Below are 25,896 nucleotides of genomic sequence, written 5' to 3'. Positions count from 1 at the left end.
CGTGCTCGTTGTTCAGTTTTCAAGGAGCAAGCTTTGTTGCTTTGCCGCTTCAAACCAGCGACTTTTATATCCTACCACATTCGAACCGTTAATGCAACACTGAAGTTTTTACCAGATGGTGTCTCGCATTCACGTTCGAAGCAGCAAGAGATAATCTATCACGAAACGCCGGTCCGTGTCAACATAAAACATGCTGCCGAATATAACCATCCGGCAGCATGACCTTTAATTCGATATGACTTCCTGAATGAAATAAGTCCGCTCTTGAGCTAGATTAATAATTTTGCCGTTCACATTAACCATGGGTCGGGTGGGATTGTGGCGATCCGTAAAGACGATTTCTCCGATCGCATTGTTATTCAGCCTAACTACCGTACCGTTATGGAATTCGGTCACCTTTTGTATAAATGTTTGGACGATGCCCGGATCAAGCTTCCCGAACGCTTCCTTCATCAGTTCTTCCAGAACGAGATAGGGGGAGGAGGCTTTCTTATATTGGCGGTGTGTAGTCATTGCATGAAACATGTCAGTGACGGCGATCGTTTTGGCATAAACGTGCACCTTATCGCCCTTCACGCCAAGCGGGTACCCCGAACCGTCTTCGCGCTCATGGTGCTGCAGCGAGCACAGCTTCACGCCCTCATTGATCCCGGCAACGTTCTTCAAAAGGTTGTAGCCGATAATCGTATGCTTCTTAAGTTCTTCATATTCAGCTTGAGTCAGCCGGTTCGGTTTGTAAAGAATCGTGTCGTCGATCCGGGTATTTCCGATATCGTGCAGAAGTCCGGCCATGGCGATCGGAATAAGGTCCTTCTGCGGAAATTGGCACCAGCGCGCCAATTGATAGGAGGACAATGCCACCAGGATGCTGTTGTGAATCAAATAATCCTGAACGCTCGTCCGGCGCGGGGAGAAGGTCAGCAGGTTGTAAAACGGAACTTGAGCAAGCAGCTTCTCCAGCTGGTTTCTCATATCCAAAATCGGCAATGTTCCGCCCGTTGTTGCCAAGGCAAACACCCGCTTCAACACTTTGTACATGCCTTCGTATTCTTTATAAAACGCAAGAATGTCGTTATTCGTTTCAACGGCGGCAGTCGTCTCTTGTCCCGTTTCCACTTCGACCGGTTTATTCTCAAGAATGACATGCCGCACCATAAAGGCGCGCAATATTTCGAGATCTCTTGGAGACAGCACGCGGTTCTTTTCGAACAGCAAGCCGCCGAGGGGCGTGTGCACATCCTCTATAATGCGTTCGCCCGATTTCAACATGGAGACCGCTACCGTCGCCATAGCGTACATCACCTTTTTCGCTGTCTATAACAAGTATTGTAAAACAAAAAGGATTGGCGTTAAAGACCAATCCCTTAAGTTTTTTATTCGGTTGCATCCGAGCCGTCTACGGACTCTCCGAGTTGTTCATCCGGCGTTTCGGGCTCTTCCTCGTTTTTCTCCACCTGCGTGACCGTGGCTACCTCATCGTCGTCGCGAATATGAATCAATCGGACGCCTTGCGTATTGCGGCCCATCTCCGAAATTCCGTCCATGCTGGTCCGAATTACGGTACCCGAGGCCGTAATGATCATCAAATCCTCATCCTCGCGAACAACTTTAAGTCCCACAACATGACCGTTTTTCGGCGTTAAATTGAGCGTCTTAATTCCTTTGCCGCCGCGGGACTGAATGCGATATTCGGACATTGGGGTCCTTTTGCCGTAGCCCTTGGAAGTCACGATCAGCACGTCGTCATCCTCATCTACGACATCCATGTCGATCACTTCGTCGCCTTCGGACAAATGAATGCCTTTAACGCCGGTAGATGCGCGTCCCATGGAGCGAACTTCCTCTTCAGGGAAACGAATCGACATGCCCTGCTTCGAGCCCATAACGATTTGCCGGTTGCCGTCCGTCAGACGGACGCCGACGAGCTCGTCGTCATCGCGCAAAAGAAGGGCGATCAAGCCGACCTTGCGGATGTTGCCGAAATCGCGAAGCGGCGTTTTCTTCACGACGCCTTGTCGGGTCGCAAAGAATAAATATTTATCGTCATCCATATCCGGAATCGGGATGACTGCGCTGATGTGCTCGCCTTGCTCAATCTGAATCAAATTGATGACAGGCGTTCCGCGTGCGGTGCGGCCGAGCTCCGGAACCTCGTACCCCTTGATCCGGTATGCTTTCCCCTTATTAGTAATGAACAGCAAATAATTATGTGTGTTCGTTACGAAGAGGTGCTCGACAAAGTCGCTTTCCTTCGTTTCCATACCGATGATCCCGCGACCTCCGCGGCGTTGGCTGCGGTACGTAGCGACGGGAATCCGCTTGATATAACCGGTATGGGAAATCGTGATCAGTACCTCTTCCTGAGGAATAAGATCCTCGTCAAGAATCGCTTCCTCGCCGATCGTAATTTCCGTACGGCGCTCATCGCCGAATTTGTCTTTAATTTCCTTCAGCTCATCGCTGATGATATTAAGAACGAGCTGCTCATCCGCGAGAATAGCCTCGTACTCGGCGATTTTTTGCATCAATTCCGCGTATTCGTTCTCGATTTTTTCGCGCTCCAAACCGGTCAAGCGTTGGAGACGCATATCGAGAATCGCTTGCGCCTGTTCTTCCGACAGGTTGAATTGGGTCATAAGCCCTTCGCGGGCAATTTCCGTCGTGCGCGAAGAACGAATCAAAGCTATTACGGCATCCAAATTGTCGAGCGCAATGCGCAAGCCTTCGAGTATATGCGCCCGTGCGCGCGCTTTTTTCAAGTCAAACTCGGTGCGGCGGCGAATAACCTCGATTTGATGCTGCAGATAATAGTACAGCATGTCGCGCAGGTTCAGCACTTTCGGCTCGCCGTTCACAAGGGCGAGCATATTGATGCCGAAGTTCAACTGCATGGTCGTATGCTTGTATAAATTGTTCAGCACGACGCTCGGATTGACGTCTCTGCGCAGCTCGATGACGATGTGCATGCCGTTGCGGTCGGATTCGTCGCGCAAATCGGTGATGCCTTCGATTCGTTTCTCGCGCACGAGCTCGGCGATCTTCTCGATCAATTTCGCCTTAATGACCTGATAAGGAAGCTCGGTGACGACAATGCGCGCCTTGCCGTTGACTTCTTGAATTTCGGCGCGAGCCCGCATCGTTACGGAGCCGCGGCCCGTCGAATACGCTTGGCGGATTCCTTCTCTGCCGAGAATAAAACCGGCGGTCGGGAAGTCCGGGCCCTTAATGACGTTCATCAGTTCAGCGACCGTCGCGTCGGGATTCTGAATGAGCATCAGCGCTCCGTCAATGACCTCGCCCAAGTTATGCGGCGGTATGTTGGTCGCCATGCCGACCGCGATCCCCGAAACACCGTTTACCAGCAGGTTCGGAAAGCGCGCAGGAAGAACGACCGGCTCTTGCTCTTCTCCGTCGTAGTTCGGCTGGAAGTCGATCGTCTCTTTGTTGATGTCGCGAAGAAGCTCCATCGCAATTTTCGACAATCTCGCTTCCGTATAACGCATGGCCGCAGCAGAGTCGCCGTCAATCGAACCGAAGTTTCCGTGACCGTCCACCAGCATGTAACGCAGCGAAAAATCCTGCGCCATACGAACCATGGTCTCATACACCGCGGAGTCGCCGTGCGGGTGATACTTACCGATGACTTCGCCGACGATTCTTGCCGATTTCTTAAACGGCTTGTCCGGCGCCATCCCAAGCTCTGACATGGCATACAAAATTCTTCTATGCACCGGCTTCAAACCGTCTCTAACGTCAGGCAGGGCACGGCTAACGATAATGCTCATCGCATAATCCATGAAGGACTGTCGCATTTCGCTGCCAATATCTCTCTCTTGTATACTCTGAACTCTCTCGTCCGGCATGTCGTACCTCCTGACAAGTGCTTGTTTGATCTCTTGTCATCAACCTTATTATTATAACATTACAAGGGATAAATTTCGAATATTTAAAATTACGCTTCTAATATTTCAATGGAATTATCTTCCTAAGCGGTCGGGCTTTGTTGCACTTTAAATCAATAAAAAATTGCCTTGGAGTCACTATCTCATTTCTTTCACAAAACGCCTCCGAATAAACGGGGGAGAGGTAAGCGATGGAATAATGTCCTTCTTACCCGTTCATCGGCAGGGGAGTGAGGTGCTCGTGGCGAACCTTCCAGCTTCCGTCGATATTAACGCAAACGTTAGTTCCTTTGCCTTCGCCTTCGACGATTTCGCCTTTATATATTCCTCGCCAGTTGTATCGATAAATGCATACCGCCGTTTTCTCATCTGCAGCAATCCATTCCACATCGCTAATCGTATACACTTCTTCTTGAATCGTATTCCAGGTGTTCTCGAAATAGCTTCTGATCTCTGCCTTGCCCTTATGGGAAGAGCTCGTAAACCAGAACACGGCGTCATCCGTTATCAGCTTCTCAACCTCTTCGAACGAATGACTGTTTGTAGCATCCTCATAACGTTGCATAAACTCCTTGTAGCTCAAGCGCATACCTCCGTTAAAAAAATACCCTGTCTTTACACGAATAAAGACAGGGTATCATGACGCGCATTATATATCCAGATTTTTCACATATTTCGCATGCTGTTGAATAAAGTCGCGACGCGGTTCGACATTGTCTCCCATGAGCGTGTCGAAAATTTCATCCGCATGCGCGGCGTCTTGAATCGAAACCTGAAGCAGCGTCCGGCTCGCCGGATCCATGGTGGTCTCCCACAGCTGACCCGGGTTCATCTCGCCGAGACCTTTGTAACGCTGTACGTTCGGTTTGGCGCCTTCGCCGAATTCCGCCATTATTTGATCCTTCTGCTTATCGTTGTAAGCGTAGCGGATCACCTTGTTCCGCTCGATCTTGTACAGCGGCGGCTGAGCGATATACACGTAGCCGTGATCGATAATTTGCCGCATGTACCGATAGAAGAACGTTAACAGGAGGGTGCGGATATGCGCGCCGTCAACGTCGGCGTCGGTCATAATGATGATTTTGTGATATCTCGCCTTCGCAATGTCGAAATCTTCGCCGATGCCGGTGCCGAGCGCCGTAATGATCGCCCGAATTTCGGCATTGCTCAAAATTTTATCGAGACGCGCCTTTTCAACGTTCAAAATTTTCCCGCGAAGAGGGAGGATCGCCTGAAAGTGCCGATCCCGGCCTTGTTTCGCCGAACCGCCCGCGGAGTCGCCTTCGACGATATATACTTCGGATATCGAAGCGTCTTTGGAAGAGCAGTCGGCCAATTTCCCCGGCAATGAACTTACCTCAAGAGCGCTCTTACGGCGAGTCAACTCGCGCGCTTTCCGAGCAGCCTCCCGGGCCCGTGCCGCTTGAAGGGATTTCTCGATAACCTTCTTGGCTGTCGCCGGATTTTCGTTCAAAAATTCCTGGAACTTTTCCGCGAACATCGATTCGACGATTCCGCGCACTTCGCTGTTGCCGAGCTTCGTCTTCGTTTGACCCTCGAACTGCGGCTCCGGAATTTTGACCGAGATGATCGCCGTTAACCCTTCCCGCACGTCTTCGCCGGTCAAGTTGGACTCGTTTTCCTTCATCTGGCCGGTACGGCGGGCATACTCGTTAATGATCCGCGTCAACGCGCTCTTGAAGCCGGATTCGTGAGTGCCGCCTTCATGCGTATGAATGTTGTTCGCGAACGAGTAAATATTTTCCGTATAGCTGTCGTTATATTGAATCGCGATTTCGACGCTTGTTACATCTTTGCGGCCTTCGATATAGATCGGCGGCTCATGAATACGCTCCTTGTTGCGGTTGAGCCACTCTACGAACGAGCGGATGCCGCCTTCGTATTTGAACGTATTTTCGGTGTCCGTGCGCTCGTCTTTCAAAGAAATCTCGAGACCCGCGTTCAGGAATGCAAGCTCGCGCAAACGAGATTGCAAAATATCGTACTCAAATTCCGTCGTTTCCGTAAAAATTTCCGGATCCGGCAGGAATGTTACCGTCGTGCCGGTTTCTTCGGTTTCTCCGATTACCTGAATTTCGTATTGAGGCACGCCGCGGCGGAATTCCATGCGATGAATTTTCCCTTTGAGACGGACCGTCACCGTCACATGCTCCGACAAGGCGTTAACAACCGAGACGCCTACACCGTGAAGGCCCCCGGATACCTTATAGCCTTCTCCGCCGAATTTGCCGCCGGCATGAAGCACCGTCATGACAACCTCGAGGGTCGACTTCTTCATCTTCGGGTGTTCGCCGACCGGGATGCCGCGGCCGTTGTCTATTACCGTAACGGAATTGTTTTTGTGAACAATGACGCTAATTTTAGTGCAGTAGCCTGCCAAAGCTTCGTCAATACTGTTGTCGACGACTTCCCAAACGAGGTGATGCAATCCGCGTCCGCTTGTGGAGCCGATGTACATTCCCGGGCGCTTTCTAACCGCTTCAAGACCCTCAAGCACCTGTATTTGGCTTTCATCGTACGCCTGCTGGTTGACTGACATGATCATCACTCCATCGTCAATTGCTGAATATCAATATTGCGTCTACGGCCGGATTTAAAGCGCCAACGGCTGCTGGGCACGCTTCTTCAACGTCGTTGAAGAAATAGGGGAATAGTATACTTTGTTTATGGTGACGACGACCGATTTCGGTTCTTCTTCGCCGATCGTTTCCGTCATCTTTTCTTTTGAGGCGTTCGCAATAAAACTCTTGGAGATTTTGGAAGAGGCCTCAATCGATACGTCGAATATCGCGATCAGCTCGGCCGCACGAATAATTTTCTCTCCGCCAAGATGAATAAACATAAGGAATTCGTCCTCCTTGCGTCACATCGGTTGTTCCGCCACAGTGCCTTCCCTGACATAAAACAAACGCACATCGTCCAGAGACTCCAGCCGGATTCCTTCGACCCCGGTCGTCGTAATGAACGTCTGCACCTTGGAACGGAACGTATCGATGAGCTGCGTCTGCCGGTGGCGGTCCAGCTCGGACAGCACATCGTCCAGAAGCAGAATCGGATATTCGTTCGTCTCCTCGTGAATCAGCTCGATCTCTGCAAGCTTAAGCGACAAAGCCGTCGTGCGCTGCTGCCCTTGCGATCCGAAGCTATACGCGTCTTTTCCGTTGATAGAAAACGAAAGGTCGTCCCGATGGGGACCGACCAGCGTCGCTCCCCTCCGCAGTTCCTGTTCTTTAGCCTGTGATAACTTTACCATAAAACGTTCAAATAAGACAGTTTCATCTTGGCAGTCGGCGGCGTCCACAGACGGCAAGTAACCGATTTCAAGCCGTTCCGCCCCGGCGGTAATGCCGCTGTGTATGGACTCCGCCCACGTTTGCAGCTTTGTTATGAAGCTTTGACGTTTTTGCATAATTTTAGAACCGTACTGTGCAAGCTGCTCATTCCATACGGAAAGAAGCGCATCGCTCGAACCCTTGTGCGCTTCTCCGCTTTTCAAGAAATTATTTCTTTGTACCAGCACCTTCTGATATTGCGTAAGAGAGTGGAGATAGGAGGGGTGGACCTGAGCAATTTCCATGTCCAGAAATCTTCGTCTCACTCCCGGCGAGCCTTTCACAATCTCCAAATCTTCCGGTGCAAAAAGGACCACGTTCAGCGTCCCGACATAATTGCTAAGCTTCTTTTGTTCAAGACCGTTAATTTTTGCCTTCTTGCCGGCGCTCGTCAGATCGAGCTGCAGCCTGCAGTCCCCGTACTTGCGCTCGATCGACGCAGCCAGCTGGGCATGGTCCTGATTCCAGCGGATGAGCTCCTTATCTTTGCCTGTCCGATGCGATTTCGTGAGTGCAATCATATAGATCGCTTCAAGCAAATTCGTTTTGCCCTGAGCGTTCTGGCCGAGAAACACGTTTACCCGGTGCTTCGTTTCCAAATCGACCTGCTCGTAATTCCGATAATTACGAAGCTGAAGCTGCGTCACGTTCATACAATCTCGAATGCTCCGTGGCCTGCGACTTCAATCCGATCGCCCCGATACAGCTTCCGTCCGCGCCGGTTTTCGGGCTCGCCGTTGACGGTAATCTTCGTTTCCGCCAGGAACGGCTTCGCTGCGCCGCCCGTGCTGATGCAATCGGATAATTTAAGCATTTGTCCGAGCGTAACGTACTCGGTATGAATCTGAACCTGTTTCATGGCTGGCATGTTCCTTTCGGCAACGGGCAAATTAATTGACGGTCCGGTACGGCAATATCAAATGCAGCACGCCGTCCTCATCGACAGGGCGCAATACCATCGGCTTCATAGCTCCTGCAAAACCGATTCGGATCGCTTCCTCGTCGGTTACCTTGAGCACATCCAAAAAATATTTGGAGTTAAACGAAATTTTAAGCGGTTCGCCGGAAACGTATTGAACGGGCAAGTTTTCGGTTACCCGCCCGAGCTCCGACGAGCTGGATGAAATCTCCACCGTACCGCCGCCTTCGGCGACCATTTTTACGATATTCGTTTTTTCCTCACGGGACAGCAAATAGGCGCGGTCGATCGCTTCCGACAGCGGCCGCGACGCAAACGTAATTTCCGTAACGTAGGTCGTTGGAATAATTCTCGACGTATCCGGATAAGTGCCGTCTAATATTCTTGTATAAAACAGAACATTACCCGCTCTGAACAACACTTGATTGTCCGCGACGACAATATCGATCAATGTGTTTTGTTCAGGCATAATTTTGCTGAGCTCGGATAAATTTTTCCCTGAAATCACAATATTATGAAATCGAAGCTCCGGCGAGCAGTCGATCGGACGCTCGATGCTTGCCAACCGGTGGCGGTCGGTCGCGACCATCTTGAGTCTCCCGTTCTCGAGGCTCCATAAAACACCGGTCAAAATCGGCGTCGATTCATTCGTCGTTACGGCATATACGACTTGCCGAATCATGGAACGAAGCACTTCGCTCGGCATTGTAACGGTTTGATTTTCGGAAAGGCGCGGAAGCAGCGGGAACTCCTCCGGATCGAGGCCGGCAAGCTGAATTTCCGTCGTTCCGGATTGAATGCCGATTTGGTGGTTTTCGGCAACTTCGATGTTAACTTCCGACGACGGCAGCTTTCGAACGATTTCCACGAAAAATTTGGCGGGAACGACCACGCTGCCCGTGCGTTCCATTCGGATAATCGGTTCTCCGTCGATCTCGGCGGGTATAAAGCTTTGGATGGAAATATCGGTATCGCTGGCTACTAACGTCAACCCGGCCGCGGAAGCCTCAATCTTAATCCCGCTTAAAATCGGAATCGTCGTTCGGCTGGAGATCGCTTTATTTACATGTTGGATGGATTCGTTTAAGAAGGATTTCAAAATGCTGAATTTCAAGTTCTATCACACTCCGCATCGGCATATAGTAATAATTATATCTTAAAAACTCGTAGTCATAGTAGTAGGGAAGGAGAAATAGTGGATAACTCCCGTTAAAACGGAAAGAGAAGCCTATCCACATGTGAATAAGTTGTGCATAGACTTCCCTGAATGCGTTAAGTTATCAACTGTGTATAAAGTGCTGAATGGTTGTCTCTCGTATGCTGTTCATTACGAGGGATTTTTTATTTTGTCGCGAATCGTTTGAATGATTTTGAACAGCTCTTGGTCTTGCTGGATGGAAGCGGAGATCTTTTCATGAGCGTGGATGACCGTCGTGTGGTCTCTTCCGCCGAACGCTTCGCCGATTTTCGGAAGCGAATGATCGGTCAGTTCCCTGGACAAATACATGGCGATTTGCCGTGGGAATGCGACGGCCTTCGTCCGTTTGCGTGCTTTGAAATCTTCCGGCTTCATACCGTAATATTCCCCGACCCGCTGTTGAATGTCTTGGATCGTGATGACGCGGTTTCGCGAATTCGGAATGATGTCCTTCAGCGCCTCCGCCGCCAAATGCGTCGTAATATCCTGGTTAACGAGCGAAGAGTAGGCGACGACGCGAATGAGCGCGCCTTCCAGCTCCCGGATGTTCGTGTCGATCTGATTGGCGATGTACATCATCGCTTCGTTCGGTATATCGAGGTTTTCGGCTTTGGCTTTCTTGCGCAAAATCGCGATCCGCGTCTCTAAATCCGGCGGCTGAATATCGGTGATCAAGCCCCATTCGAACCGGGAACGGAGCCGCTCCTCGAGCGTTGGAATTTCCTTCGGCGGCCGGTCGCTCGAAATGACGATTTGCTTCCCTTGCTCGTGCAGGGAGTTGAATGTATGGAAAAATTCTTCCTGCGTTTGTTCTTTGCCGGCCAAAAACTGAATATCGTCTATAAGAAGAATGTCGATATTCCGGTATTTATTTCGAAAGCTTTCGCCGCGGTTGTCGCGGATGGCGTTAATAAACTCGTTCGTAAATTTTTCGGAAGACAAATAAAGCACCCTCGCGCTCGGATTATGTTCGATGATGTAGTGGCCGATCGCATGCATTAAGTGTGTTTTGCCGAGCCCGACACCGCCGTATAAAAACAACGGATTGTACGCCTTCGCGGGCGATTCGGCGATCGCTAGAGACGCGGCGTGCGCAAACCGGTTGTTGGCGCCGATGACGAACGTCTCAAATTTATATTTCGGATTCAGCATCGAAGCGCCGGCGTTCGCCGCAGGCTCCGCTGGAGCGACGCGTTTGGGCTGCTGAGGCGCGGCGTTTCCGGCGGGAACGTCCCGATCCTCCTCGGTAACGACCTTAACCTCGACTTCAAATCCGGTAACTTCCAGAACAGCGTTCTCGATTAATCGGGTATATCTCGTCTCAAGCCATTCCCTTGCGAAGTTGTTAGGCGCGCAAATCACAAGCGCAGTTTCATTAATTTGGTCCGCACGCGTCGATTTCAGCCAAGTGTCGAAGCTCGGCCGGCTCACTTTGGTCTGCAGCACCTGAAGCACATTTTGCCAGATCTCTTGGGGATGGTTGTCCACAATGCGTTCACTCCTTAGAAAACCGTCGCGGCCGGTCGCCCAAGCCGCGTCATTCGTTCGAAATATGTAAATCAGTCCGGAAATATGTCGAAGTTTCTCCTATATATGCACAATCGGGGAATGCGAATTATCCGGAAACAGGGGAAATTGTTCACAATGTTATCCACAAGCTGTTGATAAATCAGAGGATAATTAAAATTATTCACAACGAAAACATAACCAATATAGCAAAATAAATGGCGTATTTCAATGAGGTTTGGCGGGTTATCCACATTTTCACTATTTTCATTTACAAAGTGTCAACATAACTGCTTATTGTGAGCATGTTGTTCACAACTCGACAAATTGCGATTTGTTTCGCAAAATTTATTCACATGTGGATAGCCTGTGGTTGTGGAGATCGCTTTTCCTTGACAATTTGACGTCCTGATGGTTTAATGGAAAAAGCGCTGTTTTTAGTTGCAAGACAATGTAGGGGGTGTCAAACGATGGGACCGACTTTTAAACCGAATACGAATAAACGCAAAAAGGTACACGGCTTCCGCAAGCGGATGAGCACGAAGAATGGCCGTAAGGTCATTGCTGCGCGCCGCCAAAAGGGAAGAAAAGTATTGACTGCTTAAATCGCAGACCAAGACCACGAAACGTGGTCTTTTTTGTTATATATCTATATCGCGGTCGCTCATCTTTTGTAATTTACTTCGATTGAAGTTTTACTTATATACATAGGTAATTCTGTTAACCCTATTGAAATTAAGGTTATTGGGGTCGGTTTCGTGCAAAAGAGGCTTAGGTTACGGAAGAGAGAAGATTTTTCGAGAGTTTTCAAACATGGCAAGGCTGCCGCAAACCATCAACTGGTCGTATATGTGAAGCCTTCGAAAGATGCGGAATCGTTCCGCGTCGGCATTTCGGCCAGTAAAAAAATCGGCAACGCCGTTGTGCGCAATAAAATGAGACGCCGTTTAAAGGAAATTTTGCGGGGGATGGAAACCCGCATCGCAAAAAACGTCGATATCGTGGTGATCGTACGCAAACCCGCGGTCGAATTGGAGTTCTCCGATCTGAAGCGAAGCGTTCACCATGTATTAAAGAGAGCGGGGGTTCTTTCGCCTCCTCCGAGGGATGAGCGTTAGTTTTCTTCCCTTCAATAATATGGTATAGTTTACGTTAGGCTTTTCTTGCACAAGGCTAAACATCAACTATCAGCAGATTGGACCTCGAATGAGGTTTGTGGGAGGTTTTAGGTGTTGTCTCTTTCTCGTCGTTTGAAGTGGGCAGCTTTATTACCGTTACTTTTATTAGCGGGCTGCGGTACCCCGAACAGAAATTACACCATCGATCGTTCAGGCTTTTGGAATGGTTACATTGTAGGCCCGCTTTCGGACGCGTTGGACTGGCTGGCGCACACATTATTTAATCAATACGGTTTGGCGATTCTCGTGATTACCGTTATTGTGCGTCTTGCGATTTTGCCGCTGACGCTGAAGCAATATAAATCCTCTAAGCAGATGCAGGCGATTCAGCCCGAGCTGCAAAAGATTCGTGAGAAATACAGCACCGATCCGAAGAAGCAGCAGGAAGAGACGATGAAGCTGTTCCAGCAGAACGGCGTCAATCCTATGGCCGGCTGTTTCCCGCTCTTGATCCAGATGCCGGTGTTGATTGCGCTCTATAACTCTATCCTCGGTAACCCGTATATTCGGGAGCATACGTTTTTATGGCTTCAATTAGGGGAGAAGGATCCTTATTATATTCTTCCGATTTTAGCGGCCATTACGACATTCTTGCAGCAGAAGATGATGCAATCGCAGATGCCGTCGAATATGCAGGCGATGATGATGATTTTCCCGATATTGATCTTGGTCATGTCGCTGCAGTTCCCTTCGGCCCTTGTTCTGTACTGGTTTTACAGCAACGTGTTTACGATTGTTCAATCGTACTTCATTTATAAACCTCAATTAAAAGGTAAGGGTGAGCCTCGAAATGACAAAGCGGGTCTTTACGGGGAAAACCGTCCAAGAGGCGGTAAGAAGAGGTCTTGAGCAACTGGGAGTTACGGAAGATCATGTAAGGGTGACGGTACTTGAGCAGCCCAAGAAGGCGCTGCTCGGATTAATCGGCGGCAGAGACGCTGAGGTCCAGCTTGAGGTAATAGAAGCGGCCGAACCGTCTCCGGAAGCTGCGATTTCGGAAGCGCCGGCGGCTGCGGCAGAGCCTTCGACGGATCCGATTGAGGATACCGTTGCCTATCTTGGCGAGCTGCTCCGAGCCATGGGGCTCGAAGCCGGAGTGTCGAATCGCAAGGATAAGGAAGGCAATGTCATTCTGGATGTTGCGGGCAAAGATTTGGGCATCATTATCGGACGCCGCGGCCAAACGTTGGACGCGCTTCAGCTCATTCTTAATGTTTATGCGAACCGTTACTCCGATGGCCATGTGCGGATCATTCTCGATGCGGAGCAATTCCGGGAGCGCCGGAAGAAGACGCTTGAGGATTTGTCGCTGCGGCTGGCCAATCAAGTTGTTCGAACGAGAAGAGAGGTTGTGCTCGAGCCGATGACCGCTCAGGAACGGCGGATCATTCATTATCAGCTTCAGAATCACCCGAAGGTTCAAACCTACAGCAAGGGCGAGGAACCGAATCGCCGTATCGTAATCGCTTTAAAATAAATTTCGGCGGCAATGGCTCACTTAAGCAAATTAAGTAGTCATTGCTTTTTATTTAGGAAATAAGAAAAAATTGTATTTGTAAATACTAATCGGGACTGGCACATACTGAGGTGATCAACGATGAATGAGGATACTATTGCCGCCATAGCTACGCCGCTTGGAGAAAGCAGCATTGCCGTCATTCGGGTAAGCGGGCCCGAGTCGGCACAAGTAGTGGATAAAGTGTTTCGTTCCAAGACGAAGTTAACCGAGGCGGCTTCACATACGGTTCATTACGGCCATATCGTTCACCCGGCAACCGGGGAACGAATCGAAGAAGTTCTGGTCACGCTGATGAAGGGTCCACGTTCGTTTACGGCTGAGGATGTCGTGGAGGTAAGCTGTCACGGCGGAATCGTTTCCGTAAAGAGAGTGCTTGATCTTCTGTTGGAGTACGGCGCTCGATTGGCAGAGCCGGGCGAATTTACGAAGCGGGCGTTCCTGAACGGGCGAATCGACTTATCGCAAGCGGAAGCGGTTATGGATTTGATTCGTTCCAAATCGGACCGCGCTTTCTCCGTTGCGATGAAGCAATCGGAGGGCGCGTTATCCCGCGAGGTGAAGAAGTTAAGGCAGACGCTCGTGGAGACGATGGCTCACATCGAGGTGAATATCGACTATCCGGAGCATGACGTCGAGGAATTGACCAACGCGTTTATTAGGGACAAATGCATGTACGCGCGGGAATCGATTGCCGAAATGCTGCGTACGGCAGAACGAGGCAAGCTGCTTCGCGAAGGGATCGAAACGGCCATTATAGGCAAGCCGAATGTCGGGAAGTCCTCATTGCTTAACGCTTTAACGCAGGAAAATCGGGCAATCGTTACCGATATTCCGGGTACGACGCGCGATGTAATCGAGGAATATGTTACAATCGGCGGTATTCCGCTAAAGCTGCTGGACACCGCCGGCATTCGCGAAACGGAGGATGTCGTTGAACGCATCGGCGTTGAGCGGTCACAAGCCGCTCTTGCTTCCGCCGATCTGATTTTGTTCGTGGTGAACGCGAACGAGCCGTTAACCGATGCGGAGAAACAAATGATGGAATCGCTCGGGGACAGGCAAACGATCGTCATCATCAATAAAATCGATCTGCCGGTAAAGACGGATGAACAATATATCGGGCAGCTGTTTCCGCAAGAGAAGATCGTGAGGCTGTCCGCCAAGGAAAATGAAGGGATCAACAGGCTGGAAAAGGCGGTAACCGCGATTTTCTTCAGCGGGAATTTGGATTCCGGCGACATGACTTATGTCAGCAACGCAAGGCATATTCATTTGCTGAAGAAGGCAAGTCATGCGCTGGATGAAGCACTTCAAGGCGTCGAAATGAAGGTGCCGATCGATATGATTCAAATCGATATCCGGAACGCTTGGGAGCAGCTGGGCGAAATTATCGGTGATGCAGTGAGCGATTCGTTGATCGATCAAATTTTTTCACAGTTTTGTTTAGGGAAATGACGAATCAGAGGGAGGGACATTCAAACAAATGAGCTATGTAGCTGGAGAATATGATGTCATTGTGATCGGCGCGGGACATGCGGGCTGCGAGGCGGCTTTGGCGGCGGCAAGAATGGGGTGCGAAACGCTCCTTTTGACGATTAATTTGGATATGGTTGCATTCATGCCTTGCAATCCGTCCATCGGCGGCCCGGCGAAGGGGCATGTCGTTCGCGAAATCGATGCTTTGGGCGGGGAAATGGGACGCAACATCGACAAGACGTTCATTCAAATGAGAATGTTAAACACCGGCAAAGGGCCGGCGGTGCATGCGCTGCGAGCGCAAGCGGATAAGTTCTTGTATCAGCAAACGATGAAGGAGACGATCGAGCAAACGCCGAACCTGACGCTTCGCCAGGGGATGGTGGAGGAGCTGATCGTTGAGGACGGCGTCTGCAAAGGAGCCGTTACGAAAACCGGCGCGCAATATTTGGCGAAATCCGTCGTATTGACGACAGGAACGTACCTGCGCGGCAAAATCATTATGGGCGAACTGATGTATGAAAGCGGACCGAACAATCAGCAGCCATCCGTCAAGCTTTCCGAAAATTTGCGGGAGCTCGGGCTGAAATTGGTTCGCTTTAAAACGGGTACGCCGCCGCGCGTTCATAAGGATACGATCGATTTCGACAAAATGGAAATTCAGCCGGGGGATCCTGAGCCGCAATTTTTTTCCTACGAAACGAAGGAAGGACCGACGGCGGAACAGCTCCCATGCTGGCTGACCTACACATCGCCGGAGACGCATGAGGTCATTAATTCGAATTTGCACCGGGCTCCTATGTTTTCAGGAGCGATTGAAGGTACGGGGCCGCGGTATTGTCCGTCCATCGAGGACAAAATCGTGAGATTTGCCGATAAGCCGAAGCATCAGTTGTTCCTCGAGCCTGAGGGCCGCAGTACGAAAGAATATTATGTGCAAGGTCTTTCCACAAGCATGCCTGAGGATATTCAGCTTCGCATGCTTCGATCGGTGCCCGGTCTGGAGCGAGTGGAAATGATGCGCACCGGTTATGCGATCGAGTATGATGCGGTCGTTCCGACGCAGCTGTGGCCTTCGCTCGAGACGAAGCTGATTTCCGGCTTGTTTACGGCAGGGCAAATTAACGGCACCTCGGGTTATGAGGAAGCGGCGGCGCAAGGGATTATGGCCGGTATTAATGCCGCTCGCAAGGTGAAAGGCGAGGAGCCGGTCATTCTCGGCAGATCCGACGCTTATATAGGCGTGCTGATTGACGATCTTGTCACGAAAGGGACGAGCGAGCCGTACCGGCTGCTTACTTCCCGGGCTGAATATCGCCTGTTGCTGCGCCATGATAATGCCGATCTTCGTCTTACTCCAATCGGACATGATATAGGTCTTGTTCCCGAGGAACGTTATCAGCGCTTCTTGCACAAGAAATCGATGATTGAGCAAGAGGTGGAGCGGCTTCAGAAGACGAAGCTGCGTCCGGAAGAGCACGTTCAGGCCGTTCTTGCTGAAGCCGGATCCGTGCTTCTGAACAATTCCGTGGACGCCGCGTCGATCCTTCGCCGTCCGGAAATCACATATGCGCATATGGAACGGATGCTCCCTTCTCCGTTTGAACTGGATAAAGAGATGAAGGAGCAAGTTGAAATTCAGATTAAGTATACCGGATATATCGAAAAGCAGCTGGCGCAAGTCGAAAGACTCAAGAAGATGGATCAGAAGCGGATTCCCGATACGATCGATTATAACGACATTCATGGCATCGCAACGGAAGCGAGGCAGAAGCTTACGAAGATTCGTCCGATTTCGATCGGCCAGGCGTCGCGGATTTCCGGCGTTTCTCCCGCCGACATTTCCATTCTTCTGGTGTATTTAGAGCATTTCAACCGAAAAACGGCGGAAGCCCATGCAAAGCAGGTATAAGTCCATGAGCGATATCGCTTTGACTTTCGTACAATTGATGGCGAAGCGCGGCATCGACGTTTCGCCTCGTCAATCGGAGCAATTTGAGACGTATTTCCGCGAGCTCGTCGACTGGAACGAGCGCATGAATTTAACGGCGATCACGGATAGGGAACAGGTGTACGTAAAGCATTTTTACGATTCGGCTTCCCTTTCTTTCGTCGTTCCGCTGCAGGAGATCAACACGCTTGCAGATGTAGGGGCGGGAGCGGGCTTTCCGAGCATACCGTTAAAAATTTTGTTCCCTCATTTATCCGTCACCATCATCGATTCGCTTCAGAAGCGGATCGGTTTTCTGACATCGTTAACGAAGTCGCTTGGCTTGCAAGATGTGCATTGCGTACACGGGAGGGCGGAGGATGTCGGCCGCGACCGGGCACACAGAGAAACGTATGACATGGTTACGGCGCGAGCGGTGGCGAGGTTGAGTGTGCTTGCGGAGTTCTGTATGCCGCTTGTTAAGGTGGGCGGAATATTTTCCGCAATGAAAGGCGCCGATCCGCAGGAGGAGCTGAAAGAAGCGCAATTTGCGATTCGGCAGCTCGGCGGGAAGGTTCGGGAGGAGCATTCGCTTGAGCTTCCGGAGGATGGCTCGAAACGGCATATCATTATTATCGACAAGCATAAAAATACGCCGAAAGCTTATCCGCGCAAGGCCGGGACGCCGTTGAAGTCACCCTTGCTCCAGCCTTGATCTTTGTCCTTAGATTCGGCAATATGTTCCACGTGGAACATAAATTCTTTCGAAATATATTGCAGGAAAATGACGATTGTTATCGAATTATATTTAGGAACAGCAAAAAGCTTCTAAAGAAAAACTTCTTTTGCAGTACATTCGAGGATGAGCAACCGCGATGAAGAAGAGGTTTTTCTTGGTATGGGATAGGTGACCGCTTTATAATTAGAGCGAACATATTCTATATCGTTAAAAAGCCCACTTGTCTCCGCAGAATCGGTTTTTTGCGGAGGTTTGTTTTGCTCATGGGACGTAATGTTGCTCATAAGACCACGAAATAAGGTCAGAGTGAAAGCAGGGTGTTGCACAACATGATGAAGGACCAGTTTAGCCGCTTTTTTGGTATGGCGGAGAAACAAACGAATGAAGAAGTAAAGCAAATTCCCGTTCATGAAATCGTTCCGAGCCCCTATCAGCCGAGAAGTGTGTTCGATGACGAAAAAATCGAGGAATTATGCCAAACGATTAAAACGCATGGCGTGATTCAACCGATTGTCGTTCGAGTCAGGGACGGAAAGTTTGAATTGATTGCCGGGGAGCGCCGTTGGCGTGCCGTTTCAAAGCTGGGTTGGGATACGATCCCTGCCATAGTCCGTGAATTCAACGACTCTCAAGCAGCCTCGATATCTTTGATCGAGAACTTGCAGCGAGAAGGGCTTACTTCTATTGAAGAAGCTATTGCCTATCAGAAGCTGATAGAAATTCATCAGTTGACGCAAGAGAGTCTTGCTCAGAGATTAGGGAAAAGCCAATCCACCATCGCCAATAAAATTCGTCTGCTGCAGCTTTGCGATACGGTAAAAATGGCTTTAATGGAGCGGAGAATTACCGAAAGGCATGCTCGGGCTATGCTATCGTTGCCTTCGGAAGAGCTGCAACTGAAAATTTTAGAAGATATTTTGACGAAAGAGTTGAATGTGAAGCAAACCGAGAACCGGATTGCATTCCTGTTGGAATCGATTCAGCAGTCCAAGGAAAAGAAACCGAGAAGGTTTTCGTTCTCGAAGGATGTTCGGCTTGCCGTTAACACGATTCGTCAGTCGGTAGATATGGTGCTGGGCTCCGGTATGCAAATTGTAACCGACGAACAGGATTATGAGGATCGATATGAAATCGTAATCAAAATCCCTAAAAAATAAATGCGGTATCGTCTCTTTTCGGCGGCGAAAGCCGCTTTTTTTGCCGACATCTTACTGTGATTCTAGTGATTTTTTTACGTTATAATATTTATAAGTATAAAGCCTGTCAATAAATTGTTTACCAAGAAAAACCGTCCTCTATTCGCGGTCCGCTTTTTGATTGGGCTTCGAAAGAGGTTTTCTTGTAGAAATGTATAAGTAGGGCGGCAGGTCGGAAGAATGTACTTTCCGCCATGAATTTTTAAAGCTTTGGGGTGAACGAGTTGTCTAAAATCATTGCCATAACGAATCAAAAGGGCGGAGTCGGTAAAACGACAACCTCCGTAAATTTAGGAGCGTCCCTTGCTTCGTTAGGGAAAAATGTACTGTTGGTTGACATCGATCCGCAAGGGAATTCTACAAGCGGGATCGGAGTCAATAAGGCGGATGTTGCACATTGTATTTATGATGTATTAATTAATGACGTACATCCGAAAGAAGCGATCGTTGATACGATAATTCCGAATCTTAAGGTGCTTCCGGCGACCATTCAATTGGCCGGTGCCGAGATTGAGCTTGTTCCGACGATTTCTCGGGAGGTTAGGCTGAAGAAGTCGCTGAATCTCGTTCGCCACATGTATGATTATATTTTGATCGATTGCCCGCCTTCGCTAGGTATGCTTACCGTCAACTCGCTCACGGCCGCAGATTCCGTTATAATTCCGATTCAATGCGAATATTACGCTTTAGAAGGCTTGAGTCAATTGTTGAATACGATTCGGCTTGTCCAGAAGCATTTAAATACGGGATTGCAGATCGAAGGTGTTCTTTTGACGATGCTGGATGCCCGTACGAATTTAGGAATTCAGGTCATAGAGGAAGTAAAAAAGTATTTTCAGCATAAAGTGTACCAAACGATAATTCCCCGCAACGTTCGACTTAGCGAAGCACCGAGCCATGGACAGTCGATCATTACTTATGATCCAAGATCCAAAGGCGCAGAAGTATATTTGGAGCTTGCGAAGGAAGTGATCTCGGTTGAATAAACGGCTGGGAAAAGGATTAGACGCGTTGATTCCGGCGCTTAGCATTAAAGACGACGATAAAGTAGTGGAAATTGCGGTATCGCAATTAAGGGCGAATCCGTATCAACCAAGAAAGCACTTTGACGATGACGGTATTGCGGAGTTAGCCTCCTCGATTAAAGAGCATGGCGTCATTCAGCCGATTATCGTTCGTTCCGTATTAAAGGGCTATGAAATTATCGCCGGCGAACGCAGATGGAGAGCATCGCAAAAAGCGGGTATGGCTACCATTCCTGCGGTCGTACGAAGCTTCACCGATCAACAGGTGATGGAGATCGCGTTGATCGAGAATTTGCAACGCGAGGACTTGAATGCGATGGAGGTAGCCACTGCGTATCAAAATTTAATCGATACGTTTTCGCTAACGCAAGAGGAGCTTTCCGTGAAGGTCGGGAAATCCAGGTCGCACATTGCGAATTTTCTCCGCCTGCTGCAGCTTCCCTCTAAAGTGAAAAATTATGTTTCACGTGGAACATTATCGATGGGTCATGCTAGAGCGATCGCGGGCCTTAAGGATGAGAAATCGATCCTGGAGCTGACAGAGTTGACGATCGCGAAGGAATGGAGCGTCCGTGAGCTGGAAGAGGAGATTCGCAGAAGAGAGGACCCTCAGCAAAAGAAAGCCGCTTTAGCGAAAAAAGTAAAACGGGATCCGTATATTCACGAGCTGGAAGAAAGCTTGCGCGAGATGCTAAGAACGACCGTGAAAATTAAAGCGAACAAGGATAAAGGGAAAATTGAAATCTCGTATTACTCGGCCGACGATTTGCAACGATTGCTTGATATCATGCAAGGAACACATACGGGATAATTTAATGGCATACCGCAAGCCCGGCTTGGGTTTGAGGTATGCTGTTTTCTTCTGACGACGGAAGGGAGGGGTAGTATAATGAATCAAACCAATGGGTTCATTTACTTCGATAACGCGGCATCTTCATGGCCGAAGCCGCCGTCTGTCATTGAGGCGGTAAGCCGAACGCTTACCGAGTGCGGTGCAAATCCGGGGCGAGGGAGCCACGCGATGGCGGTTGAGGCAAGCAGGGTGTTGTTTCAAACGCGGAAGAAGCTTGCGAAATTGTTCGGTGTCCGAAATCCGAATGATATCGCTTATTGCTTAAATACGACGCATGCTTTGAATGTTGCGATTCAAGGGTTCGTCGGAGAGGGAGATCACGTTGTATGTACAGCAATTGAGCATAATTCGGTTCGAAGGCCGCTTGAGTATTTAAAGCGGGTAAAGGGAGTTCGTGTCACTTATGTGAAGACATCTGAAAAAGGCGAACTGCCGGCGTCGAAAGTGGTTGAAGCAATGACAGAGCGTACCAAGCTGGTCGTTGTAAATCACAGCTCAAATTTGCTTGGTAGCATTGTCCCGCTTGCGGAAATCGCAGTTGCCGTGAAACAACGAGGGGCGAAGCTCCTAGTCGATGCTGCACAGACGGCAGGTGTGCTTGATATCGATGTAGGCGCAATGGGAATCGATTTGCTCGCTTTTCCGGGTCATAAAGGCTTATATGGACCACAAGGTACCGGGGGGCTGTATATCGCCCCGGATATAGAGCTGGCACCGATGATCCATGGGGGAACGGGCAGTCAATCCGAGGCGGTTGAGCAGCCGTCGGTCAGACCGGACAGGTATGAGGCGGGCACGCAAAACACACCGGGAATCGCTGGATTGGGCGCCGGCGTGGACTTCGTACTGCATGAGACGCCCGCGAAAATCCATACTAAAGAATGGGCGCTCACACAGCGGATGATGGAAGGGCTGCTTTCGATACCGGAAATCGCGATTCTTGGGCCGGATGTCGGAGAACAACGAACCGGAATTGTTGCGTTTGCGATCAAACAAGCCGATCCGTCAGAGGTTGCATACATTCTCGATCAACATTATCGAATCGCGGTCAGGTCCGGTTTCCACTGTACGCCGCTCGCGCATGAGATGGCGGGAACGACAGCGACGGGAGCGGTACGCGCGAGTGCAGGATATTTTAATACGGATGGAGAGGTCGATGATTTCATAAGAGCCATTGCGGAAATCGCCGATTCTTACCGACTGAAATAAGGCATACTGCTTGGGGGCGTCATCATGAATGAGCTGAACGTATTTGAGCTTCCGCTGGAAGCTTGTATTTCGGCATTTGTACTTCTATTATTTATTATGCTTATTCTATATATTACCGCGTTGATAAAGATTGGCAGACTTAGAAGAAGACTGAACCGGTTCGTGAACGGATCGAGTGTTGACGGACTGGAAGGGGTAATTCAAGAAATCCACGTTCAGTTTGAAAAGCTGCAAAGCATGGGGAAGGCGAACGAATCGGCGATTGCCGAGCTTCAAAGAAAGACGGCCGCATTAAAAGGCAATTTGGCCGTCATGAGATACAACGCATTCGCGGAACGAGGAAGCGATCTTAGCTTTTCCATCGCGCTTTTGGATGCCTCAGGCGACGGTGCGGTTATTACAACGATTCATAATCGCGGAGAAAGCGTTGTTTATGCTAAACCGGTCAAGAACGGAAATTCCAATTATGCGCTGACGCCTGAAGAAAAGGAAGTTATCCATCAAGCAACTGAGCAGAAGAAGCGGTAAGGCCGCCGGATGCGGCAACACAGATCGATTCGGAAATGACGTCCGCCATATTCATAACGAGGCTCAATCGGGTGTTTTGCAAGACAAAGTATTCCATAAAGCCGCCTACATTCACAATCCCGGTAACGTGATAATCGCCGACAGGGGGGAGTTCTTTGTTCACCCCGGCGCCAGGCTTTACCGGGCCTTCTGCGGCTTGTATGCAACCGACGCTGGATAATTGACCTAAACAAGCGTCAATGGCGACGATATAAGGATTGCGGTACATATTGGCTACGGAATCGAGCCGCTCCGTCATGTTCATCGCGTGCACAGGCTCGTCTAACGTCCCGAACACAGGTAGGGCGGAACGCTTGCTCAGCTTTGTCCCGACAAGCGGCCCTAACGCGTCGCCTGTGGAGCGGTCGGTTCCGACGCAAACAATGACGAGCGTCCTGTCATCGGGAATGCTGTTAAATACATTGCGGAGAGTGGCGCCCAGCTGATTAACGGCGTCAGGTTCGGAATGCGACAGCTTGAAGGGAGCCGATTGCTGCTTCTTCGGAGCTAAAGAGAACGAGCCGATAGAAAAGTTCATAGATTACCCGCCTGTCGTTACGCATTTTTTCGTACTAACAGTATACGGACGGCGATATTTTTTTATACGTTGGAGCGATAAAAATCAATAGATTTTTAAGAGGCGGGGGGAGAAGGGGTATGCCGGAGCAATACTTGATTGCATTCGATTCGACGCAGCAGGCGCTCCGTGCGGAGATGCTGCTTGAATATGCGGATATCGAAATCGATCTCAGGCCGACGCCGAAGGAGATCACCGCCGGCTGCGCGCTTACGATCGGTTTTGAAGGTCGATTTTTGACACAGGTGAAAGAGATTATTATAGAAGAAAAGGTGGAGATTAAGGGAATATTTTTAAAAAACGGCGATCAGTATGTTAACATATATGAATAGGAAGAGGGATTATCGTGCTCGGAAAAGAGTGGTTGACGGGTAACGGATTGGATCTCGCGGCATTTTACAAAGAAACGATGGAAGCTGTAATCGAACCCGCTTTCTGGCTAGGAATTGTCTGGATCATAGTGAAAATAGCCGTTTACTTGATTGCGGGGAAGATTGTGATCGGCATAGCGAGCCGCGCAGTGGGGCATATGATGATTGACCGAAAAAGAGGAGGCCCGGTCAGAATCGACCCCCGGCGTTCGCAAACGATCGGCCGCCTTGTAAACAACGTGCTTTCGTATACGATTAATTTTATCGTTATTTTATTGATTTTGGCGGAGCTTGGCGTAGAGCTTGCGCCTTTGCTTGCCGGTGCCGGCGTGTTGGGGCTTGCGATCGGCTTCGGAGCACAGAGCTTGGTGAAGGATGTAATTACGGGGTTTTTTATTATCTTTGAAGATCAGTTTGCGGTAGGGGACGTTATAAAGACCGGCAGCTTCGAAGGGGAAGTGGTGGAAATCGGGCTTCGCGTCACCCGGATTAAAAGCTGGACGGGAGAAATGCACATCATCCCGAACGGGTCGATCATGCAAGTGACGAATTATTCGGCTAACAATTCCGTAGGTGTTATGGACATATCCATACCTTATGCTGCGGATATCGATAAAGCGATGCGGGTGATCCAAGAAGCTGCGCTGCGCGTATATGAGCCTAATGAGAACATCGTGAAAGAACCGGAAGTGCTCGGCGTGCAAAAGCTTGGAGCTTCGGATGTGACGATTCGCGTTACAATGGAATGTAAACCGAACACTCAGCAAGAGGCAGCGCGTATTATGAATGTTGAAATCAAAAAGGCGCTTGATGCCGAAGGAATTAAAATATCGTAAGGTGCGAAGAACGGAGAGGTCGGAGCCATGACGGAAGCGAAAAAGTTCGATCTTGGAGACGTTGTCATGATGAAGAAGCCGCACCCGTGCGGAACGAACGAAATGGAAATTATCCGTATGGGGATGGACATACGGATCAAGTGCCGCGGCTGTCAGCACAGTGTGCTGATTCCGCGGGCGAAATTCGAGAAGAGTATGAAGAAGGTGCTGATCGCGGCGCCGAAAAAAGAGGACTAAATAAAATCCCCCGGAAATGTTTCCCGGGGGATTGCGCTGTTGTTCAAGCTGTGGTAATATACTCTTTGTCGCGTTATTTATAGATGTGGAAAGGTACCCAAGAGGCCCAAGGGGGTTGACTCGAAATCAACTAGGCGTCGCGAGGCGTGCGTGGGTTCGAATCCCACCCTTTCCGCCATACATACGAATTAACGACCCGCGTGGGTCGTTTTTTTATGCTCGGAAAGGAGCGGGATGAGAACCTAAGAAGCGGGTTCGTCGGAGCATAAGCTTCGCGAGGAATCGCTTCGCAGTCTCCTTCGGCCGGATGGGTCGGCAGGAGGAGTATCCCACCCTTTCCGTCATACATACAAAAATTAACGACCCGATGGGGTCGTTTTTTTGTGCTTTCACATCGTCTCGTTGAAACGGGTCAAGCATTTGGTCATGGAGCGGCGATAAAAAAGCTGGGATAGAACAATCAACCCGGCCATAACAAGTAAGGAATAGACCCCGATCTGAAGATCGCCGATTTGTCCCGATGTAATGTTTAAGACGCTGATATCCGTATTTCCGACCGGTTGTGCGGTGATGAAGTTATACGCCGCATGCGGAATTGATGCGGCAAGAACGGAACCCGTCTTAATAAAGACGTACATAAAGGTCATGCCCATCAGCAGCAGAAACGTCGTATAGAACGGATCCAAACCTTTAAACGCATGTAAAATCATAAACAGGATACTGGAGTAAACATATAGCTTGATGGGGGACAGATGCTTGAAGTTGGCCACAAAATAAGCCCGATCCAACAGCTCTTCGTTAAAGGCCGCTAAAAACCATGCAAAGCCGACAGACAAAAACATAGGAACCGCATGCGCATTCGCAAAGAAATTGCGGTTCAACGAAACATCAATCATCCCGCCGACGGAAAGCGCCCAGCAATAAACGAGATATGCACCCACAATGAAGGCGGAGGAAACGACCGAAAAGATGACATGCTTGCGGTTGAAGCCGAACCGCAGTCCGCGAAGCGGTTGATTGTCGACGTATTTGTAAAATAACAAGGTAAGCAAGATAGCCGGCACACTGCCCGCCCCGGCGGCTAACGCAAACATGTAAAGATTATTGCTTGTCGGATCGACAAATTCCTTCGCTCCGATCCCGACAAATAACAGGACCAATAGCGCGAATTGAAGTAGATTCAAGGCAACAATGCGTACATAACGGTTTTTCATGAAGACGTCCTTCTTTCCGGTTGATGTGATGTACTCATCTTAACTTCGTACAGTCATACCGGTAAGTGACGATCGTCAACGAGTAGTCATA

Annotated in this window: 27 protein-coding genes and 1 tRNA gene; 17 read left to right on the top strand and 11 right to left on the bottom strand. The window is 49.6% G+C overall.

Annotated features, from left to right (window positions below; all coding sequences use genetic code 11):
• Positions 1-222 (top strand): hypothetical protein (locus PT964_RS19785; RefSeq protein ID WP_274365081.1); only part of this gene is annotated, 222 nt, incomplete at its 5' end.
• 3 nt (positions 223-225) lie between these two features.
• On the opposite strand, the gene PT964_RS19780 is transcribed toward PT964_RS19785, so the two are convergent.
• The 9 genes from PT964_RS19780 to dnaA form a co-directional block, all read right to left on the bottom strand.
• Positions 226-1,290: an HD-GYP domain-containing protein gene (locus PT964_RS19780; protein WP_274365080.1), complete on the bottom strand. Its 1,065-nt coding sequence runs from the start codon at positions 1,288-1,290 to the stop codon at positions 226-228.
• Positions 1,291-1,373: 83 nt separating this feature from the next.
• Positions 1,374-3,863 carry a DNA gyrase subunit A gene (gene gyrA / locus PT964_RS19775; protein ID WP_274365079.1) on the bottom strand — a complete coding sequence of 830 codons (2,490 nt, stop codon included), beginning with the start codon at positions 3,861-3,863 and terminating at the stop codon, positions 1,374-1,376.
• 247 nt (positions 3,864-4,110) lie between these two features.
• A complete protein-coding gene (locus tag PT964_RS19770) occupies positions 4,111-4,485 on the bottom strand; it encodes a YybH family protein (protein WP_274365078.1) in 375 nt (124 codons plus the stop codon).
• A 66-nt stretch (positions 4,486-4,551) separates the two neighbouring features.
• Positions 4,552-6,462 (bottom strand): DNA topoisomerase (ATP-hydrolyzing) subunit B, encoded by a 1,911-nt coding sequence (gene gyrB, locus PT964_RS19765; RefSeq protein ID WP_274365077.1) that lies wholly within the window; start codon positions 6,460-6,462, stop codon positions 4,552-4,554.
• A gap of 54 nt (positions 6,463-6,516) precedes the next feature.
• Positions 6,517-6,765, bottom strand: a complete 249-nt coding sequence (gene remB / locus PT964_RS19760; protein WP_274365076.1) for an extracellular matrix regulator RemB — start codon at positions 6,763-6,765, stop codon at positions 6,517-6,519.
• A gap of 21 nt (positions 6,766-6,786) precedes the next feature.
• The gene (recF, locus tag PT964_RS19755) at positions 6,787-7,908 is read right to left on the bottom strand and encodes a DNA replication/repair protein RecF (RefSeq protein ID WP_274365075.1); all 1,122 of its coding nucleotides are present in this window, start codon (positions 7,906-7,908) and stop codon (positions 6,787-6,789) included.
• The gene (gene yaaA, locus PT964_RS19750; protein WP_274365074.1) at positions 7,905-8,114 is read right to left on the bottom strand and encodes a S4 domain-containing protein YaaA; all 210 of its coding nucleotides are present in this window, start codon (positions 8,112-8,114) and stop codon (positions 7,905-7,907) included. Before yaaA ends, recF begins: the two co-directional genes overlap by 4 nt.
• A 31-nt stretch (positions 8,115-8,145) precedes the next feature.
• Positions 8,146-9,288, bottom strand: a complete 1,143-nt coding sequence (gene dnaN, locus PT964_RS19745) for a DNA polymerase III subunit beta (protein ID WP_274365073.1) — start codon at positions 9,286-9,288, stop codon at positions 8,146-8,148.
• Between the two features lie 213 nt (positions 9,289-9,501).
• Positions 9,502-10,860, bottom strand: coding sequence for a chromosomal replication initiator protein DnaA (gene dnaA / locus PT964_RS19740; RefSeq protein WP_274365072.1), 1,359 nt, complete (start codon positions 10,858-10,860; stop codon positions 9,502-9,504).
• A gap of 488 nt (positions 10,861-11,348) precedes the next feature.
• On the opposite strand from dnaA, the gene rpmH reads away from it, so the two are divergent.
• The 12 genes from rpmH to PT964_RS19680 all read left to right on the top strand — a co-directional run bounded on the left by rpmH (position 11,349) and on the right by PT964_RS19680 (position 22,531).
• Positions 11,349-11,483, top strand: coding sequence for a 50S ribosomal protein L34 (gene rpmH, locus PT964_RS19735; RefSeq protein ID WP_274365071.1), 135 nt, complete (start codon positions 11,349-11,351; stop codon positions 11,481-11,483).
• Positions 11,484-11,636: 153 nt separating this feature from the next.
• Positions 11,637-11,996 (top strand): ribonuclease P protein component, encoded by a 360-nt coding sequence (gene rnpA, locus PT964_RS19730; protein ID WP_274365070.1) that lies wholly within the window; start codon positions 11,637-11,639, stop codon positions 11,994-11,996.
• Between the two features lie 114 nt (positions 11,997-12,110).
• On the top strand, positions 12,111-12,905 hold the full coding sequence (locus PT964_RS19725; protein WP_274365069.1) for a YidC/Oxa1 family membrane protein insertase: 795 nt from the start codon (positions 12,111-12,113) through the stop codon (positions 12,903-12,905).
• Entirely contained in the window at positions 12,847-13,533 is a 687-nt protein-coding gene (gene jag / locus PT964_RS19720; protein WP_274365068.1) for an RNA-binding cell elongation regulator Jag/EloR, read from the top strand. Before PT964_RS19725 ends, jag begins: the two co-directional genes overlap by 59 nt.
• Before the next feature lie 120 nt (positions 13,534-13,653).
• On the top strand, positions 13,654-15,030 hold the full coding sequence (mnmE, locus tag PT964_RS19715) for a tRNA uridine-5-carboxymethylaminomethyl(34) synthesis GTPase MnmE (RefSeq protein WP_274365067.1): 1,377 nt from the start codon (positions 13,654-13,656) through the stop codon (positions 15,028-15,030).
• A gap of 28 nt (positions 15,031-15,058) precedes the next feature.
• A complete protein-coding gene (gene mnmG, locus PT964_RS19710; protein WP_274365066.1) occupies positions 15,059-16,963 on the top strand; it encodes a tRNA uridine-5-carboxymethylaminomethyl(34) synthesis enzyme MnmG in 1,905 nt (634 codons plus the stop codon).
• Positions 16,964-16,967: 4 nt separating this feature from the next.
• Positions 16,968-17,696 carry a 16S rRNA (guanine(527)-N(7))-methyltransferase RsmG gene (rsmG, locus tag PT964_RS19705; RefSeq protein WP_274365065.1) on the top strand — a complete coding sequence of 243 codons (729 nt, stop codon included), beginning with the start codon at positions 16,968-16,970 and terminating at the stop codon, positions 17,694-17,696.
• Positions 17,697-18,052: 356 nt separating this feature from the next.
• Positions 18,053-18,877 (top strand): nucleoid occlusion protein, encoded by an 825-nt coding sequence (gene noc / locus PT964_RS19700; RefSeq protein ID WP_274365083.1) that lies wholly within the window; start codon positions 18,053-18,055, stop codon positions 18,875-18,877.
• A gap of 263 nt (positions 18,878-19,140) precedes the next feature.
• Positions 19,141-19,902, top strand: a complete 762-nt coding sequence (locus PT964_RS19695) for a ParA family protein (RefSeq protein WP_274365064.1) — start codon at positions 19,141-19,143, stop codon at positions 19,900-19,902.
• Positions 19,895-20,752, top strand: a complete 858-nt coding sequence (locus tag PT964_RS19690) for a ParB/RepB/Spo0J family partition protein (RefSeq protein WP_274365063.1) — start codon at positions 19,895-19,897, stop codon at positions 20,750-20,752. Before PT964_RS19695 ends, PT964_RS19690 begins: the two co-directional genes overlap by 8 nt.
• Before the next feature lie 78 nt (positions 20,753-20,830).
• Positions 20,831-22,003 carry an aminotransferase class V-fold PLP-dependent enzyme gene (locus PT964_RS19685; RefSeq protein WP_274365062.1) on the top strand — a complete coding sequence of 391 codons (1,173 nt, stop codon included), beginning with the start codon at positions 20,831-20,833 and terminating at the stop codon, positions 22,001-22,003.
• Between the two features lie 24 nt (positions 22,004-22,027).
• Positions 22,028-22,531 (top strand): DUF4446 family protein, encoded by a 504-nt coding sequence (locus PT964_RS19680; protein ID WP_274365061.1) that lies wholly within the window; start codon positions 22,028-22,030, stop codon positions 22,529-22,531.
• Here the strand turns inward: PT964_RS19680 and yyaC are convergent.
• A complete protein-coding gene (yyaC, locus tag PT964_RS19675; protein WP_274365060.1) occupies positions 22,497-23,108 on the bottom strand; it encodes a spore protease YyaC in 612 nt (203 codons plus the stop codon). The two genes, PT964_RS19680 and yyaC, sit on opposite strands and share 35 nt — an antisense overlap.
• A gap of 119 nt (positions 23,109-23,227) precedes the next feature.
• On the opposite strand from yyaC, the gene PT964_RS19670 reads away from it, so the two are divergent.
• From PT964_RS19670 to PT964_RS19655, 4 genes are all read left to right on the top strand, one after another.
• Positions 23,228-23,479 carry a putative Se/S carrier protein gene (locus tag PT964_RS19670; RefSeq protein WP_274365059.1) on the top strand — a complete coding sequence of 84 codons (252 nt, stop codon included), beginning with the start codon at positions 23,228-23,230 and terminating at the stop codon, positions 23,477-23,479.
• A gap of 14 nt (positions 23,480-23,493) precedes the next feature.
• The gene (locus tag PT964_RS19665; protein ID WP_274365058.1) at positions 23,494-24,354 is read left to right on the top strand and encodes a mechanosensitive ion channel family protein; all 861 of its coding nucleotides are present in this window, start codon (positions 23,494-23,496) and stop codon (positions 24,352-24,354) included.
• Positions 24,355-24,381: 27 nt separating this feature from the next.
• Positions 24,382-24,591 carry a DUF951 domain-containing protein gene (locus tag PT964_RS19660; protein ID WP_274365057.1) on the top strand — a complete coding sequence of 70 codons (210 nt, stop codon included), beginning with the start codon at positions 24,382-24,384 and terminating at the stop codon, positions 24,589-24,591.
• An 87-nt stretch (positions 24,592-24,678) separates the two neighbouring features.
• Positions 24,679-24,769 (top strand) — tRNA-Ser (locus PT964_RS19655).
• A 211-nt stretch (positions 24,770-24,980) separates the two neighbouring features.
• Here the strand turns inward: PT964_RS19655 and PT964_RS19650 are convergent.
• Positions 24,981-25,805, bottom strand: coding sequence for a CPBP family intramembrane glutamic endopeptidase (locus tag PT964_RS19650; RefSeq protein WP_274365056.1), 825 nt, complete (start codon positions 25,803-25,805; stop codon positions 24,981-24,983).
• Positions 25,806-25,896: the final 91 nt, after the last annotated feature.

The organism is Paenibacillus thermotolerans (assembly GCF_028745515.1).
In the GTDB taxonomy this organism is placed as follows: domain Bacteria; phylum Bacillota; class Bacilli; order Paenibacillales; family YIM-B00363; genus Paenibacillus_AE; species Paenibacillus_AE thermotolerans.
Note: the sequence above shows the minus strand (reverse complement) of the source record. Positions and strands in the feature narration are given on the sequence as shown.